Source organism: Phyllobacterium sp. MT110 (assembly GCF_058792715.1).
The window spans coordinates 749,456-763,600 of record NZ_JBXAFE010000001.1 but is presented as its reverse complement, the minus strand read 5'-3'; the positions used below and the strand labels follow the sequence as shown (position 1 = coordinate 763,600).

The 14,145-nt window shown below is 54.1% G+C and carries 25 protein-coding genes and 1 tRNA gene; 11 read left to right on the top strand and 15 right to left on the bottom strand.

What is annotated here, in order from left to right:
* Positions 1–211: 211 nt before the first annotated feature.
* Positions 212–478 (top strand): hypothetical protein, encoded by a 267-nt coding sequence (locus tag AC1Q5O_RS04060; RefSeq protein ID WP_492561922.1) that lies wholly within the window; start codon positions 212–214, stop codon positions 476–478.
* Here AC1Q5O_RS04060 and AC1Q5O_RS04055 read toward each other — a convergent pair.
* The 4 genes from AC1Q5O_RS04055 to AC1Q5O_RS04040 all read right to left on the bottom strand — a co-directional run bounded on the left by AC1Q5O_RS04055 (position 456) and on the right by AC1Q5O_RS04040 (position 3,673).
* Entirely contained in the window at positions 456–1,256 is an 801-nt protein-coding gene (locus AC1Q5O_RS04055) for an ABC transporter ATP-binding protein (RefSeq protein ID WP_223615742.1), read from the bottom strand. The genes AC1Q5O_RS04060 and AC1Q5O_RS04055 overlap by 23 nt on opposite strands.
* Before the next feature lie 13 nt (positions 1,257–1,269).
* Entirely contained in the window at positions 1,270–1,968 is a 699-nt protein-coding gene (locus AC1Q5O_RS04050) for an ABC transporter permease (RefSeq protein ID WP_346306002.1), read from the bottom strand.
* A 9-nt stretch (positions 1,969–1,977) separates the two neighbouring features.
* A complete protein-coding gene (locus AC1Q5O_RS04045) occupies positions 1,978–2,700 on the bottom strand; it encodes an ABC transporter permease (protein WP_288193333.1) in 723 nt (240 codons plus the stop codon).
* Between the two features lie 133 nt (positions 2,701–2,833).
* Positions 2,834–3,673 (bottom strand): transporter substrate-binding domain-containing protein, encoded by an 840-nt coding sequence (locus AC1Q5O_RS04040; RefSeq protein WP_464659968.1) that lies wholly within the window; start codon positions 3,671–3,673, stop codon positions 2,834–2,836.
* A 193-nt stretch (positions 3,674–3,866) separates the two neighbouring features.
* Here AC1Q5O_RS04040 and hutC point away from each other — a divergent pair, with 193 nt between their 5' ends.
* A complete protein-coding gene (hutC, locus tag AC1Q5O_RS04035; RefSeq protein ID WP_492561921.1) occupies positions 3,867–4,622 on the top strand; it encodes a histidine utilization transcriptional repressor HutC in 756 nt (251 codons plus the stop codon).
* Between the two features lie 87 nt (positions 4,623–4,709).
* Here hutC and AC1Q5O_RS04030 read toward each other — a convergent pair.
* Positions 4,710–4,786: transfer RNA gene (locus tag AC1Q5O_RS04030), tRNA-Pro, on the bottom strand.
* Between the two features lie 281 nt (positions 4,787–5,067).
* On the opposite strand from AC1Q5O_RS04030, the gene AC1Q5O_RS04025 reads away from it, so the two are divergent.
* From AC1Q5O_RS04025 to AC1Q5O_RS03985, 9 genes are all read left to right on the top strand, one after another.
* Complete coding sequence (locus tag AC1Q5O_RS04025; protein WP_071477331.1) at positions 5,068–5,412, top strand: hypothetical protein; 345 nt, start codon at positions 5,068–5,070, stop codon at positions 5,410–5,412.
* Between the two features lie 88 nt (positions 5,413–5,500).
* The gene (locus AC1Q5O_RS04020; protein ID WP_071477332.1) at positions 5,501–5,692 is read left to right on the top strand and encodes a hypothetical protein; all 192 of its coding nucleotides are present in this window, start codon (positions 5,501–5,503) and stop codon (positions 5,690–5,692) included.
* Between the two features lies 1 nt (position 5,693).
* The gene (locus tag AC1Q5O_RS04015; protein WP_071477333.1) at positions 5,694–6,011 is read left to right on the top strand and encodes a hypothetical protein; all 318 of its coding nucleotides are present in this window, start codon (positions 5,694–5,696) and stop codon (positions 6,009–6,011) included.
* Positions 6,012–6,255: 244 nt separating this feature from the next.
* A complete protein-coding gene (locus AC1Q5O_RS04010) occupies positions 6,256–6,504 on the top strand; it encodes a hypothetical protein (RefSeq protein ID WP_071477335.1) in 249 nt (82 codons plus the stop codon).
* A 129-nt stretch (positions 6,505–6,633) separates the two neighbouring features.
* A complete protein-coding gene (locus AC1Q5O_RS04005; protein WP_071477336.1) occupies positions 6,634–6,849 on the top strand; it encodes a hypothetical protein in 216 nt (71 codons plus the stop codon).
* A gap of 20 nt (positions 6,850–6,869) precedes the next feature.
* Complete coding sequence (locus AC1Q5O_RS04000) at positions 6,870–7,544, top strand: SOS response-associated peptidase (RefSeq protein WP_071477337.1); 675 nt, start codon at positions 6,870–6,872, stop codon at positions 7,542–7,544.
* A 12-nt stretch (positions 7,545–7,556) separates the two neighbouring features.
* A complete protein-coding gene (locus AC1Q5O_RS03995) occupies positions 7,557–7,928 on the top strand; it encodes a hypothetical protein (RefSeq protein WP_071477338.1) in 372 nt (123 codons plus the stop codon).
* The gene (locus tag AC1Q5O_RS03990) at positions 7,918–8,154 is read left to right on the top strand and encodes a hypothetical protein (protein WP_071477339.1); all 237 of its coding nucleotides are present in this window, start codon (positions 7,918–7,920) and stop codon (positions 8,152–8,154) included. Before AC1Q5O_RS03995 ends, AC1Q5O_RS03990 begins: the two co-directional genes overlap by 11 nt.
* A 4-nt stretch (positions 8,155–8,158) precedes the next feature.
* Entirely contained in the window at positions 8,159–8,344 is a 186-nt protein-coding gene (locus tag AC1Q5O_RS03985; RefSeq protein ID WP_071477340.1) for a hypothetical protein, read from the top strand.
* On the opposite strand, the gene AC1Q5O_RS03980 is transcribed toward AC1Q5O_RS03985, so the two are convergent.
* From AC1Q5O_RS03980 to AC1Q5O_RS03935, 10 genes are all read right to left on the bottom strand, one after another.
* Entirely contained in the window at positions 8,334–9,464 is a 1,131-nt protein-coding gene (locus AC1Q5O_RS03980) for an acyltransferase family protein (RefSeq protein ID WP_177192632.1), read from the bottom strand. The genes AC1Q5O_RS03985 and AC1Q5O_RS03980 overlap by 11 nt on opposite strands.
* A 372-nt stretch (positions 9,465–9,836) precedes the next feature.
* Entirely contained in the window at positions 9,837–9,983 is a 147-nt protein-coding gene (locus AC1Q5O_RS03975) for a hypothetical protein (RefSeq protein ID WP_177192633.1), read from the bottom strand.
* Complete coding sequence (locus AC1Q5O_RS03970) at positions 9,973–10,194, bottom strand: hypothetical protein (protein ID WP_143078478.1); 222 nt, start codon at positions 10,192–10,194, stop codon at positions 9,973–9,975. Before AC1Q5O_RS03970 ends, AC1Q5O_RS03975 begins: the two co-directional genes overlap by 11 nt.
* Positions 10,195–10,416: 222 nt before the next feature.
* Positions 10,417–11,658, bottom strand: a complete 1,242-nt coding sequence (locus AC1Q5O_RS03965) for a helix-turn-helix domain-containing protein (protein ID WP_071477343.1) — start codon at positions 11,656–11,658, stop codon at positions 10,417–10,419.
* 30 nt (positions 11,659–11,688) lie between these two features.
* Positions 11,689–12,345, bottom strand: coding sequence for a S1 family peptidase (locus AC1Q5O_RS03960; RefSeq protein ID WP_071477344.1), 657 nt, complete (start codon positions 12,343–12,345; stop codon positions 11,689–11,691).
* Between the two features lie 54 nt (positions 12,346–12,399).
* Positions 12,400–12,693 carry a hypothetical protein gene (locus AC1Q5O_RS03955; protein WP_071477345.1) on the bottom strand — a complete coding sequence of 98 codons (294 nt, stop codon included), beginning with the start codon at positions 12,691–12,693 and terminating at the stop codon, positions 12,400–12,402.
* Positions 12,693–12,884 carry a hypothetical protein gene (locus AC1Q5O_RS03950; RefSeq protein WP_218152613.1) on the bottom strand — a complete coding sequence of 64 codons (192 nt, stop codon included), beginning with the start codon at positions 12,882–12,884 and terminating at the stop codon, positions 12,693–12,695. Before AC1Q5O_RS03950 ends, AC1Q5O_RS03955 begins: the two co-directional genes overlap by 1 nt.
* Entirely contained in the window at positions 12,881–13,123 is a 243-nt protein-coding gene (locus tag AC1Q5O_RS03945) for a hypothetical protein (protein ID WP_492561920.1), read from the bottom strand. The genes AC1Q5O_RS03950 and AC1Q5O_RS03945 overlap by 4 nt, the downstream gene beginning before the upstream one ends.
* Complete coding sequence (locus AC1Q5O_RS03940; RefSeq protein ID WP_071477351.1) at positions 13,120–13,335, bottom strand: Pam3-gp28 family putative phage holin; 216 nt, start codon at positions 13,333–13,335, stop codon at positions 13,120–13,122. Before AC1Q5O_RS03940 ends, AC1Q5O_RS03945 begins: the two co-directional genes overlap by 4 nt.
* Positions 13,325–14,014, bottom strand: a complete 690-nt coding sequence (locus tag AC1Q5O_RS03935) for a hypothetical protein (protein ID WP_071477352.1) — start codon at positions 14,012–14,014, stop codon at positions 13,325–13,327. The genes AC1Q5O_RS03940 and AC1Q5O_RS03935 overlap by 11 nt, the downstream gene beginning before the upstream one ends.
* Positions 14,015–14,145 lie beyond the last annotated feature (131 nt).

The following is a 14,145-nucleotide window of genomic DNA, read 5'->3' as shown; positions in this document are numbered from 1 at the left end:
ATTCCAGTTATATATTTAGCGCAAATAGGCACTTCGGAACCACAGCCGGATAATCACTTATAATAGATTTCCAATGTCGCCTCCGTGCGTTACCTTGAGAAAGACGCAATTTCAACGCAGCATCAGGCGATTAAATCAAGCTTCTCATACAAGTAGAATTAATAAACTACCGGTTGCATCCAACACATAAAATAATGGGTGGAAATGGTCATTGACGTTTTTAGATACCGATAATCCGAATTATTCAACAGCCGACGGCGAACTCATGCAGCAGGCGCTGGACGAGGCGGCAAGCACGTTGAAAATCGAGGATGACAACGATCCGGAACGGAAAACTCTGGAGCGTTTTGTCCGTGCCGCATTCATCATCGGCAACCGGGATGCCGAAGCGATAGCCCGATTTGCCGTGAATGCCGTACTCATCCGGCGGAAGGCCGCCAAAGGCAGAATCCGCCCTACCCCCGGAAATTACCGATAAACTGCCGGAATGCGGGCGAGGTTGCGCCGCTGAACATCTCCGCCGGCGAACCGTCGCAATCGATCAGCCCTTCGCGCATGAACACGACGCGGTTGGAAACATCCCGCGCAAAATTCATTTCATGGGTCACGACAAGCATCGTCATCCCCTCCTCCGCCAGCGAGCGCATCACCCGCAGCACTTCACCGACCAGTTCGGGATCGAGCGCCGAGGTGGGCTCGTCAAACAGCATGACCTTCGGTTTCATCGCCAGGGAGCGGGCAATGGCTGCCCGCTGCTGCTGACCGCCGGACAGATGGGCCGGATAGGCATGGCGCTTTTCCGCGATCCCCACCTTTTCCAGAAGCGCTTCCGCCTCTGCGATGCACTCCGCCCGGGGGCGTTTGAGCACGTGAACGGGGCCTTCGATCAGGTTTTGCAGGATGGTCATATGCGACCACAGATTGAACGACTGGAACACCATCCCGAGCTCCGCGCGGATATGGTCCACCTGCTTCGAACTCGCGGGGACATTCCTGCCATGCTTCCTGACCATGTTGATATGTTCGCCATCCACCCAGATCTCGCCTTCATCGGCAATTTCGAGAAGATTGATGCAGCGCAGGAACGTCGATTTGCCCGAACCGCTCGACCCGAGAATGGAAATGACGTCGCCGTCATGGGCTTCGAGCGAAATCCCGCGCAGGACTTCCAGTGAACCGAATTTCTTGCGGATATTGCGCACGGAAAGCCGGTTGACGGTTGCTGCGGCGGGATCGGCGGAATGTTCATGCACCATAATACAAGGTTCCTTACGGCAAACGCGGAACGGCGCGCCGATGGTGGGAAAGCCGGTGTTCCAGCAGCGCCATGGCCTGCAGGATCAGGAAATTGAGGATGAGGTAGATCGCCGCCGCGCACAAAAACACTTCCATGGTGCGGTAGGTCTGCGAAATGAGACGCTGCGCCACGCCCGTGACCTCCCACACCGTCACGAGGCTGGCGAGCGCGGTCGATTTGACCATCATGACGATTTCAGTGGAATAGGCGGGAAGCGCATGGCGGAAAGCGATCGGTCCGATGATCCGCCGGACGAGCAGAAAACCCGACATGCCGATGGAGCGCGCGGCCTCGATCTCCTTGACGGAAACCGCCCGCAGACCGCCGCGAAATATCTCGGCGGTATAACCGGCCGTGCACAGCGCGAGGGAAAGCACGGCGCAGACAAAGGGTTCGCGCAGGAACGGCCAGAGAAAGCTGTAGCGGATGAAGCCGAACTGACCGAGGCCGTAAAACACCAGGAACATCTGGATCAGCAGCGGCGAGCCGCGGAACACGAAAATGTAACCCTTGGCAAAATTGCTGAGGATCGGGTTTTTGGCGACACGCATCCACACGATCAGCAAGGCCAGCAGACCGCCGAAGAAGATCGAGAGGAAAAACAGCGCCAGCGTCATCGGCACCGCTGCCAGCAGGGTTTTCATGGTCTGGAAAATGAAGACAAAATCCATGACCGCTCCTCAGGCCTGACCGAGGGACGACGGCATGGAGCGGTTGGCGCGCCGCTCCGCCCGGTTGAACAGCCGGTCCGACAGGCTGGTCAGAACGAGATAGAGACAGCCGCCGGCAATGAAGAACAGGAAATATTGCCGGGTCGATCCGGCGGCGACCTGGCTCGTGCGCATCAGATCCGCCAGCCCGGTCACCGAAACCAGCGCCGAGTCCTTCAGGCTCAGCTGCCAGACATTGCCGATACCGGGAATGGCGAAACGCAGCACCTGCGGCGCGATGATGCGGCGAAAGCGCAGGCCGCGATGCATGCCGATGGCTTCCGCAGCCTCCAGTTCCCCCTTGGGAATGGCCAGAAAAGCGCCGCGATAGACCTCCGCCTGATAGGCGCCGGAGATGATGCCGACCGCCAGCGCGCCCGCGGCAAAGGACGGCAGTCCGAGAAAGCCTTCATAGCCGAGATAGCGACCGATGGCGGTGACGGCGCCGGACCCACCAAAATAGATGAGATAGATGATCAGAAGTTCAGGAACACCGCGAAACACCGTCGTATAGGTGTTTCCGAGCGCGCTCAGAACCCTGTTTCCCGACAGTTTCGCCCAGGCAACCATGGTGCCGAGAACAGCGCCGAGAAGCAGTGCGACGATGGTCACGCACAGGGTCATCAGCGCACCGGCGATAAGCAGCCCGCCCCAGCCCTGCTGTCCAAATCCGAGCACCTCGATTATCCACATGCGCCGTGTTCCCGCTCCGCCCGGTTGATCCGGTTTTTCAGAGTATAGGCGGGCATTGTCAGATGCTGCAAATGCCGCGCCTTTCTGACAATGCCCCATTCATCCAGAGGGCGTTACCGCCTCGCGGCGATAGTCACGGGCTGACGTCGGTCTTGAACCACTTCATCGACAGGGTCTTGACCGTGCCATCCGCCAGGGCGGCGGTGATGGCCTTGTCGAACATGGCCTTCAGATCCGTGTCGGCCTTGCGGATGCCCAGCCCCTCGCCGATGCCGAAGATCGTACCGCCGAATTCAGGACCGGTGAAAACCAGCGCGCCGTTGGCCTTTTCGAATGTCGTGCCGAAATACACCGCATCGTCGAAGGCAAGATCGATACGGCCGGACTCCAGATCGAGATCGCGTTCGGCGCCGGTCTTGTATTCGCGCACGGTGGCGATGCTGCCAAAATTGTCATAGATGAACTTGGCATAGACGGTCGCCGCCTGGATGCCGATGGTCTTGCCCTTGAAGGCTGTCTTCATCGCCTCAATTTCGGCAACGCCGGTCTGCCCCGGCGTGAGCTTGAGAACAGAACCGGTTCCGGCCGCATTGGCCAGCGGGCTGTCCTTCTGGGTGGCGAAACCCGCATGGGTATTGGCATAGGGGATCGTGAAATCGATGACCTGCTTGCGCTCGTCGGTGATCGACAGCGCATCCATGATGACATCGAACTTGCCTGCGTTGAGCGCCGGAATCATGCCATCCCAATCGGAAGCCACCAGTTTGCACTCGACCTTCATCTGGGCGCACATATGTGCGGCCAGTTCCGGCTCGAAGCCACCCAGCGTCCCGTCCGGATTGGTGACATTCCAGGGGGCATAGGCGCCCTCCAGCGTGATCGTGACGGTCTTCCAGTCCTTCGCATGGGCCGCAGACATGGACAGCGCGGAAAGCGCCATCGCACCCGACAGCAGGAGCTTGTGTAGTTTCATCAGCCTTCTCCTCTTGAGGTTGGCAAGTGTTGAACCCGTGTTCCCGTGCCACACTGCGGTGGCTTTTGAGCTTTTGTCTTTTGGCAAGTTGTATATGGTACCTTATGACATCCCCTGTGCCGCGCAAGAGGGAAAGTCGCACAGCGAGGCAAATTCTGATCCTGCACAAGGAATGAGCAATGAAGGGCCTGCGATGACCGATGCCATGCTCAAGAAGCAACCCGCCACACGTTATGGTGCGCCGCTTTATGCCCATGTGAAACGGATGATCCTCGGCCGCATTCACAGCGGCGAATGGCCGCCCGAGCATCGCGTCCCCTCGGAGAACGAGCTGGTGGCCGGATTGGGCGTCAGCAAGATGACCGCCAACCGCGCCCTGCGCGAGCTTGCAAATGAGGGTGAGCTGGTGCGCATCCGCGGCGTCGGCTCGTTTGTCGCGGCGCGCAAGGGCCATTCAACGCTGTTCGAGGTGCGCAACATCGCCGATGAAATCATCGAGCGCGGCCATGTCCATGGCGCGTCAGTGGTTCTTCTCAATCGGGAGAACGCCGCCTGTGCCGTCGCCGATGCGCTTGAGCTGCCATCCGGCGCACCCGTCTTTCACTCGGTGATCGTGCACCGGGAAAACGGTATCGCCGTGCAGATCGAGGATCGTTTCGTCAATCCGCGCGCGGCGCCCGATTATCTGGCGCAGGATTTTACGGCGCGCACGCCCAACGCCTATCTCAGCGCGATTGCCCCCCTCAGCGGGTCGGAACATATTGTCGAGGCTGCCATGCCGTCGGCACGCGACCGCAAGCTGCTCGGCATCGCGCGCAGCGAGCCATGCCTTGCCATCCGCCGCCGCACCTGGTCGGGCGACACCGTGGTCTCGCTGGTCCATCTGGTCTATCCCGGCAATCGCTACCGGCTGGAATCACGGACGGGTGCCACGCCGGACAAGCTTTGACGGCGCTGCCAAGCAAAAAAGCCAGACGCGAGGTCTGGCTTTTTGATAACCGATCTATCCAACCAATGATTGATCTGGCGGGATAAATGGTCGGAGCGGCCGGATTCGAACCGACGACCCCTTGACCCCCAGTCAAGTGCGCTACCGGGCTGCGCTACGCTCCGCCGGTGCCGAACCCCTAGAATACTGGGCGTTTTAGCGCAAGAGGTCAAAACCCAAAAAAGAACGAAATGTGAAAGTTTGGCCTGTGCGTTATCGACCGGATACTAAAATCACGCACAAAGCGCCGCACATGTTCTTAAAACGTTCTCCGAACTGCAACTTCCCCTCTCGCCTCGTCCACAGCCAGAAGCGAATGATTCGACTAAGGGCGTTTCGATCCCTCTTGACTCTCGCGCCACATGAGAACAAATATAGAACATTGAGTACATAAGGAGGTGCGGCAATGTTAGCTGTTGTTCAGTTCAAGGAAAGAAACTTCCTCCTCCAAACTGAAATTGATGAAGAGACGCATCTAATGCTTGAAACCTGTCTGCCTGAATTGGAATTGGTAGAAGGCTCGTTCCGCGTCAAGAGCGTCGAAGATAGTGTCTCCGGGACACGGATTGTTATTGAGGAATCGCCACTGCCGGTTGTCTTGCCATATGATGCGTGGCACGGGTTTGAACCGGATGAAGATGGCCTTGGCGACGTCTATCTCCTCTGTACTGATGAGAGTGATACTGGGTTTCCCACGTTTATGGCGCTTTGGGGAAAATACTCGGAAGACCAACTGACCGCACAGAACTGACACCAGTCACAACTTGAAATTTGATAACCCCTACTGTCTCGCGCGATGGGGAGCGGACAGGCTTTGTCTCTTGAAGGAGAAACGGGCCATGAACGAGCCAGTATTGAAACATGATGATGACATCGAACAGATCATCGCCGACCACGGCGGCGATTTCCGGGCAGCGATAGACGCACTCCTGAAGGACAATGCCTTCCTTATCAGAGAGATTGAGTATGCCTCGCTGATTGCGGGGCACGGATATGCCCGTGGATGGAAGCCCAGAACATTCAGGAATTGAGATGGCCAGTCGTAGTAGAGGTGCTATCTCGGCATCATCGGTTGACCTGGAATACCCGTATCAGGTGGCATTGCTTGCGTGCGAGGTGAAATACCGATTTGACAACGTTGAGTTTCTTTCATCAAAGCTCGGAAGATACCGCCTCAATCACTCTTACCGCGACGATGGCGAAGATTTTGTCATCTACTGCTTTCCCGAGCAGGAGAGCGCCGAGGTATTCCTGAAGGCGTTTGATGGGCGCTGGATTACTCCAGAACAACGCAAGAAGCGCACATGGAAATCTCCATGGGTTCGGCAGTTGGTCGGCCGCTATGGCTAGGAAGAAGTTCTTGGACGGCCTGAAAGACACAGACCGCTTCTGTGATCTGGAAAGCTGGGATGACCTCTATGGCTATTGTGGCGACTGTTGCCGGGCAGGAATGATCGATCGGTATGAGCTTGAGCGGAAGTATGGGAAGTACATCAGGATCAATGATCTGGTCCCCCGTCTCAAATGCAATCTTTGTGACGGCAAGACTATGAACGAGTTTGGCCGGCGGAATCGGGTTCGGGATTGAGGCGTGATGGCAAAGCTGCGCGTCTATATGGCGTTCGTGACCAACATGGATGCCTTCATCGATCTGGCCAGCTACGAGATCCTGTTTGCCGTTTGCACGGAATGCGGCCGGGCCAAGCAGATTGACCGCTACGATCTGGCCAAGAAATACGGGATCTACTCACCCATCAACGTAATCAGGCCAAAACTCTTCTGCAAAGCGTGTGACAGGAAGACCGTCTCCGTGGTCGGTCGAGCAAATGGGCCGCGTGATTGACCATCTTGTGAACGCCAAGGGATCAATTATCCTCATGCAGAACGGGGTGAAGGTGGGGAGGCCGAATTGTCGCGAAACTTTTGGGAATCGACAAAGATATTTTTTGCAGCCCACAGAACAATTTTGCGCATGAGCTACGAGAGCGTCTTCACAGGGAAGACGATCATCAAACTCAATGTGACCGGTGATGCAAAGAGATATGTAAAGCTGCGTTGGAAAAGCATGAACGAAGACTATGTCAGGACCTACGATATGGATGAATTCCTCAACGCCGCGGAGGAGACGATCATAAATCTCCAAAATGTTGTAAAAGAAATACGTAAGGCAAACTCAGAGCCGATTTAAAGTGGTGAACAGGAGCGATCATGTGCAACCTCTACAGAATAACCACCGGCTTTGAAGCAATGCGCGATCTCTTCAAGGGGATCGGCAACCGAACGAACAAGACCGAGTTCGATGACAACATCTATCCGGACTACCCTGCCCCGATAGCGCGCAATGACAAGGATGGGGATCTGGAGCTTGCGATGCTCCGCTGGGGAATGCCGACACCACCAATGTTCGTAAAAGGTGAAACCGATAGCGGTGTGACCAACATCCGAAACGTGAAGTCTCCACACTGGCGCCGATGGCTTGGACCTGAAAACCGCTGTGTCGTTCCGGCAACCCGATTTTCCGAATATGGCAGTGTCCGCGATCCCGAAACAAAGAAGCTCCCGCTTCACTGGTTCGCATTGAATGAAGACGAACCGCTGTTCTGGTTTGCGGGTGTGTGGACCAAATGGCATGGAACACGGAAGAAGAAGGAAGGCTCTATTGATACCGAGATATTTGCTTTCCTCACCACTGAGCCGAACGCGGTTGTGAAGCCCATCCATTCAAAAGCAATGCCGGTCGTTCTACGAACAGCCGAGGAAATCGACGTGTGGATGAATGCGCCGGCAGAAGAGGCTCTGAAGCTGCAAAAGCCCCTGCCCGACAATGATCTCATTGTCCTGGCGCCCGAACCTCCCAAACTGGAAGAACCAACATTCGCCTGATGGAGGAAAGTCATGCCATTTGCTGTTAAATTCCGCGGGAAGGAATTCACGCTCGACTTCAACTTTGCGGCGGAAGACATCGACAATCTGCTCGATGGGATGCCGGATGCCCAAGAGCTCCCAGGCACATTCAACATTATCTTGCATGAAGAGCTTGAGCGAATAGCCGATATCACATTCGAGGAGGCCGCCGTCCCCGAGCAATTACCGTTCACGGGAGTGCACGGAACCCACGATGGCGATCCATCGTTTGGAGAGGTCTACATTTTCACCGGTGTGCCTGACGAGGACGAAGGCCAGGTCATCGTGTTGCATTCGCGCGAATTCGAACCGCCGGCAAACACAGTGAGATATCCAAAGCAAGAACACTCTCATGAGAATTAAATCCCCCAAGGCCAAAGGGAAGTATGCTGATCGTTTCGAAGATTGCCAGATGGCAATTGAGGATGGATTAATTGATCTGATCGGAGCTGCATCAACTGCCGGGTGGAGTCAGCAGGAAGTCATCACAGCGATCATAGCCGTTGCGGACAACACAGCGCTTGCCCTAGATGCCAAGGCAAAGACAGACGTTGAGATTCGTCTGGCGAAATTGATGAAAAAGAAATGATGGAATGTCCGAGACACCCAAATCCATTTTGCCCGAAGGGCGTCTAAACCACATCTGCGAACATGAGGGCTGCAGCAAGGTTGCCCCGTTCGGCTTTAACAAGCGCTATGGAACGGAATGGTATTGCGGTGAGCATAAAGCCGAGGGTGGCAAAGGCACCGTGAACGGCTGGGCAGGGTTTAAGAGCTAACAGCTATTTTTCCATCCCCAATGGCCGGGGCATAGGCAGGGGACAAGGGGCGCAGTGAGCCAATTCTCCTAGCAAGGTTTAGTGCGGGCCTTTCGATCAAATGCCAAGACAATGCCGAAAATACCAATATGAGCAGCATAGCAACGCCGTTTGCAACCCAGAAGTTGCTATCAGGCATGGCGACATTCGCGGCTTGGGACAGTGGGAAGGCGTAAATGTAAATGCCGTACGAATAGTCATGCTTCGGGTCCAGGCGGCGCAGCAAGGGCGCATGGCAGAGATACAACACTCCGTATATGAAGGCCGGATACAGCAGATAGGGTTCAAGCGCCGTGCCCCTCAAAGCAAGATAGGCTGCACATAATCCTATAGCGACGTAGCCGCTGATAAACACTTGGGCTCTGAACACATAAAAGAGCGACCCAAGCAAGAAAAAGGGTATCGGATAAAACGAATATCCGCCCAGCATCGCAAAATCATTGTAGATATAGTTCATTTCCGGCTTTGGTGGGTTCGTTGTTATTGCAAGGAACGTGACAAAGACCAGCGAAAGTGCGGTCAGGGTGCAGACTTTCGATTTGAACGATCCCATCATGCCGAGAACCATGACCAAAAAGTAGCAATGTGCCTCAACGAGAACAGTCCAGAGGGGATAGTTGATAGCCCCGGCCATTGGGAGACTTTCGAATGCAATGGACATCGCTATGCACATGCCGGAAACCATTGTTAGATCGTGATACACGCATCTCAAGGTCTCGTCTGACGTGACGAATGTCATATAGTCCACGTCGTCAGCGAGTGGAATTATCACGAAGAACGTGAGGATTGTAGCGACCGCCAAAGCCGGCCAAATTCTCGCAAAACGATTTAACAGATAGTGCCAGGGTGTCCTTGATTGCTCAAAACTTCGAGTGATCAGAATCCCCGAAATCATGAAGAAGGCATAGACTGCTAAGCTTCCTCCATATTCAAAGACGAAGAATGATCTCACGGGATCGGAAAACGGTGCCGACTTGAAAAGCGCTATATTGTGGCCCCAGATTACTGAAATTGCAGCTGCAAGGCGCACCAATCCGAAATTGTTAGAACCTCTGCTGAGGATATCGCTTAGTCTGGTCACTATCTGCTCATTTATGTGAAGGTTGAACGGCACGAAATGCATGCCGGAAAACACTTATAGGAAAGCCAAGCGCCATTTCCAGTAAAAACAATGGTTTCACCCAGAATTCTGAATAACTTTTCCAGCCGTGTTGCCTTTCGGCGGTTAGTGACCGAAAGTAAACCGTCAATATCCAAAGAACATTTTAGTCCGACCCCAATCTTAACACTTAATTTTGCGATAAAACGAAACGAGGGAGGCTACATCAATGGCAATGGGGCGGCTCCGCTAACTACAAGTCTATAAACGCAAAAAAGGCGCCCTCCATCCCGAAGGACAGAGGGCGCTTTGTATTATCCCTGTTTCAGGGATTAAGTATTCCGGCAGGGATAATTACTGCATCAATCGGTCAAACTCACTTGGTTTTGGCTTTGTCTGTTCCAGCATCCACGCCAGCATTATGGCGATGCGCCTGTCTTTTTGGGAACCGCCGCGGAGATTGGTAATCTCGCGTTCGATTTCCTCCGGCTTAATCTTCATGGCCATGCTCCTGCATGATGGCGGTATAAGCGCCGGACAACGCATTGTTCCATGCCCTGGCGATATTGGCGACATCGATCGGATGCAATGGATGCTCCATTCCATCAACGACTATCGAAATTCGAGAGCCGTTTCTGATGGGATAAGCCGTATGAGCTGGCATGCTTACTGGCTCGATTTTACGGCTGATTCTTGATTTGAGTGCGTCCAATTCAAAGTCACTCCTCGTCACCATCTGGCGGGTCGATATCTATTGGATCGTCGTGGAGATTTATCGGGCGAATGAGGGCCGCTGGAGCGCATCGGACGAAGCCGCCTGACGTTGACTTAGCAAACGTCAACATGTCGTCCACGGCCTTTACCAGGGCTTTATTTACATCTCCGTCAGCCTTGGCCAGATAATCATTGACCACCTGTCGCTTGGATAGGCGCTTCATGTTGTGACCATTTCTGGAGAAAGGGTAATACGACCCACCTCACCCCATTGCTTGTGATAGGTGATCACTTTGGCTGATCGCTTGCTAAGCCAGCCACCGCGGGCGGCATAGGCATCCCTTGCAGCGAGGGTTTCGTGGCGCTCAACCTTCATGAGATTGGTTGAAATAACCTCATCGGAATGCAAATGGCCGACATGGGCATAACTATGTTTGGTTGAACCGTAGAGTTCACGGAACTGACCAGCGAAGACATGATCGATATTTTTCACGCCGCGTTTATGGCCATGGTGGAAAAACAATGACGTTTCACCATGAGAATACGAATAGTACGTGCTGGCGCTCGTATCGACTGACACGCGAGGCTCATTCTCATAGAGAACGCATAGAAATTCCCTAAGCCAAGTTTCAGACGCCGGATCGTGGTTAGCATCTGCCATAATGATGTGGACATGTTCATGGCTGCTCAGAAGCATCGAAATGATGCGCCGGAACACCCTGATCGCCGCCCGTACCATCTTGGGGAAACGACTGTCAGCATCAAGCACATGCCGATTGGCTGGTGTCTCACTATCAAGGCTGTCATAGTGAAGAAGATCGCCCAATTGCGCCAGAACGGCTGTATGGGCATTCGGGGCCATGGCAATCGCCGCCGAGAACCAATCAGTGAGAAGCTTTTCGGCAATCTGCAGATCATAATCTGCGCCGGACTCTTCACCCCATGCCAATGCCCCCATATGCACATCGGTAACTGTGAACTGATTGAGTAGAAGAGAGTTGCAATGATCCGGACCCTTCATGGGGCCTATGGGAATGACTTCTTCCTTGAGGGCGTCTATGACTGCCCGCATTGCCAAATCGCGCTGTGCGGCCTCTACGCTGGTTTTATACCACGCCTGAACCTGGTGGCCATTTGCGTCAACAAGGGCTGACATCCCCTTGATGGTGTGGCCTTGTGGAAGATTGAACGGGGAGAGTTCTCGCTCTGGCCGCTGTCGAATGTGATGTTTGGTGGCGTTTCCATCATCATCAACTGAAGAACTAATGCTTGAAATCTCAAAGCCCTGAAGAACCGGGGAGTATCCCATCATTCCGCGCCTGGCTGCTACGACAATTCTAGACTGAAGAGTGGCCCTTGCTATACCAAGTATGCGTGCGGCTTCCGCTTGGTTGCCATCCGCAGTTTTAAGTGCATCAACTGCCTCTAGGCATTGTTCGTCGGTCAAGGGTGCAACACCCATTTTCACCGCCTATATGTTATTTCGGGGGATTTACGAGCGAGCCAACAACTTGCAGATCGTCGCACCGGGGACTGCGAAGCCAATACCTGTTAGGGATGGGGACTGACCGAACGGAAATGTTGCAACGCCCACGGCGATCCCGACGACATTCCCATGTTTATCGAACAATGGGCCACCGCTGATACCTGGGACGATTGTCATGTCGAGAGAGATAATCTCTTTCCACATCCCGCTTTTGAACATGCCGCTGTTCACGTGCCCCCAATAACTGGTGAATTCAGTATTGAGCGGAGAACCGGTTGCGATAACCTCTTCACCCACATTAGGTATACGGCAAGACAGCGGTGAATTGCCAAGGATTTCAGGCTTGGAAGCCATGATCACCGAGACGTCATAGTCCCTGTTGTACCAGAGGACTTCCGCGGGCTGTTCAACGCCAAGGCTGTTCTTGAGAGATACAACGCCATCAACTGCGACATGACCGGCAGTGAGGACGTAGCCACCACCGATGGAAACGCCGGACCCATGACCATTGGCGAGAATGACTTTAACGACAGACGATGGACGTGGCTTTGGGGGGGGCATGGTGGGGAAATTCGCTGCAACACCAATAGATACCGCGGCAATGGCAGCAAAAATGCACATGAAGACGCGCTGAAACGCGTTCAGTCGGGGAACAAATGACATGGGAGGATGCCTTTGAAAGCTACCATGTAGCCGCTGGCAGCGAGCGGAATTGTTCTAGCGCGATGGCCGAGTTGGCTTGGCGGGCACAAATGCCTGATCGATCCGCTCATTGGTTCGATCAATCTTGGCCCCGAGGCCCTCTATCGCCTTCATCATGCGGTCGGTCTGTTCAGTCATCCCAGCCTTTGTGATGTACATTTCAGCGATATGAATCTTGAACTCATAGAGCTTTTTGTCGGCCGATGCCTGATTGGTACTAATCTGGCTTTGAAGGCGCCACCAAAGGCCACCAAGCGCGCCAATCACCAAGACCAGCGTTGCGATTTGATCCCACGTGATTGGGCCCATTATGGCTTTACCCCGCAAAGCTGGGTTAGCTTACGATTATGGGAGAGAATTGCCGAAACTTCCGCATCCGTCAGATGGGCGATGGTCTCTTTGCTCGGGCGAATAGGTTTTGCGATAGAACAGAATGAACCGCCCGTGGTCTGGCAGGATGCCAGTGTCAGCATCAAGAGCACCCCGATAGCAATCTTCATGATTTCGACCACTTCGAAAGCTCAGCGCGATTGGCTTCCGGTGTGTTTCCAGCCACGGCCTCATCGATCTTCTGCGCCTCAGTCATCGCGGCAGCATCGCGTGATGTTTGCTTGTCACGTTCTGATTTGACGCCACTGGAGCGCCCTTTGAACCAAGCAGCGCCGACGGCAGCCAGAACCGCAAGAAGGCCAGCAATAAGCGTGTTTGAGCCGGTAAACAGCGAAAGGAGCGCAGTCATTTGGGGTTCTCCGGAGTTAGCGACAACAAAGCCCGAGTGGCACGGTTAATGCGCCACCGGTCAAAGAACCACCATCCCAAGGTGAAGGCATTCACACCCAAACCGATAAATGCATCAGATGCACTCGAATTGAGCAAACCGTGCCCCATCAATACGCCAGCAAGCATGGTGAGAATTTGCCGAAAGATCGGAATAAACAGGTCAATCGTCATGATTGGGTCCTCTTAATAGTGATGAGATGAGGGAAAGAAAAGACGACACAACCGAACTGGATGCTGGAACCGCGGGAGCAGATGACTGAACCGGAGCGGCAGCTGGTGCTGTTGCTACAGGTGATGTCACCGGAGGCTGAATCGGTGCTGGTGCGGCTGGAGTGACTATAGGTGGCGCAACAGGCGGCGTCTCACCATATCCATCGGTCTTGAGCAGAGCGTCATATTGAGTGGCGTATCCAGCAATCAGGCCAAATGTCTTATAGTCCTTGGGATTGACGATTTTGCGCGCATTGGAAAAGTCCGAGGCGGCAAGCGTCATGTAGTCCGATAGCTTTTTGCCCGTGAACCATCCTTCACTCATGCCAAGCACGATGATTTCGGCAGAATATGCTGGGATCAGAAGCTTCTTGGGATCAGATACAAAATCGATGCCAAGTTCCTTAGTGGCGCGCTGGTAGTTGTACAACCATGTAAGCTGAACGAAACCCATCCCAACATACGGATAATAGGATTTGCTCTTGAGGTATGTTTCGCCACCATATTCGCGCACCGGCACCATTGTATGCGCAGTCTCGTGGTAAGCGGTTGCAAGCACATATGCTGCCTGATTGCGAAAAAGCCCATGCTTCAGGCATGAATCTACGATCAACCGCGTGTTACCGAGGGTGAGGTTCATTGTGATTTCCTGTTTTGCGGGTAAACAACGATGTAGAGCAGCAACATCCAAATGATGATTGCTGTCAGCCGTTTCATGGGATTGGGCAGCCGCTTGGTTTACTGGAGGTGAGCGTGGTCTGGGTGGCGCAA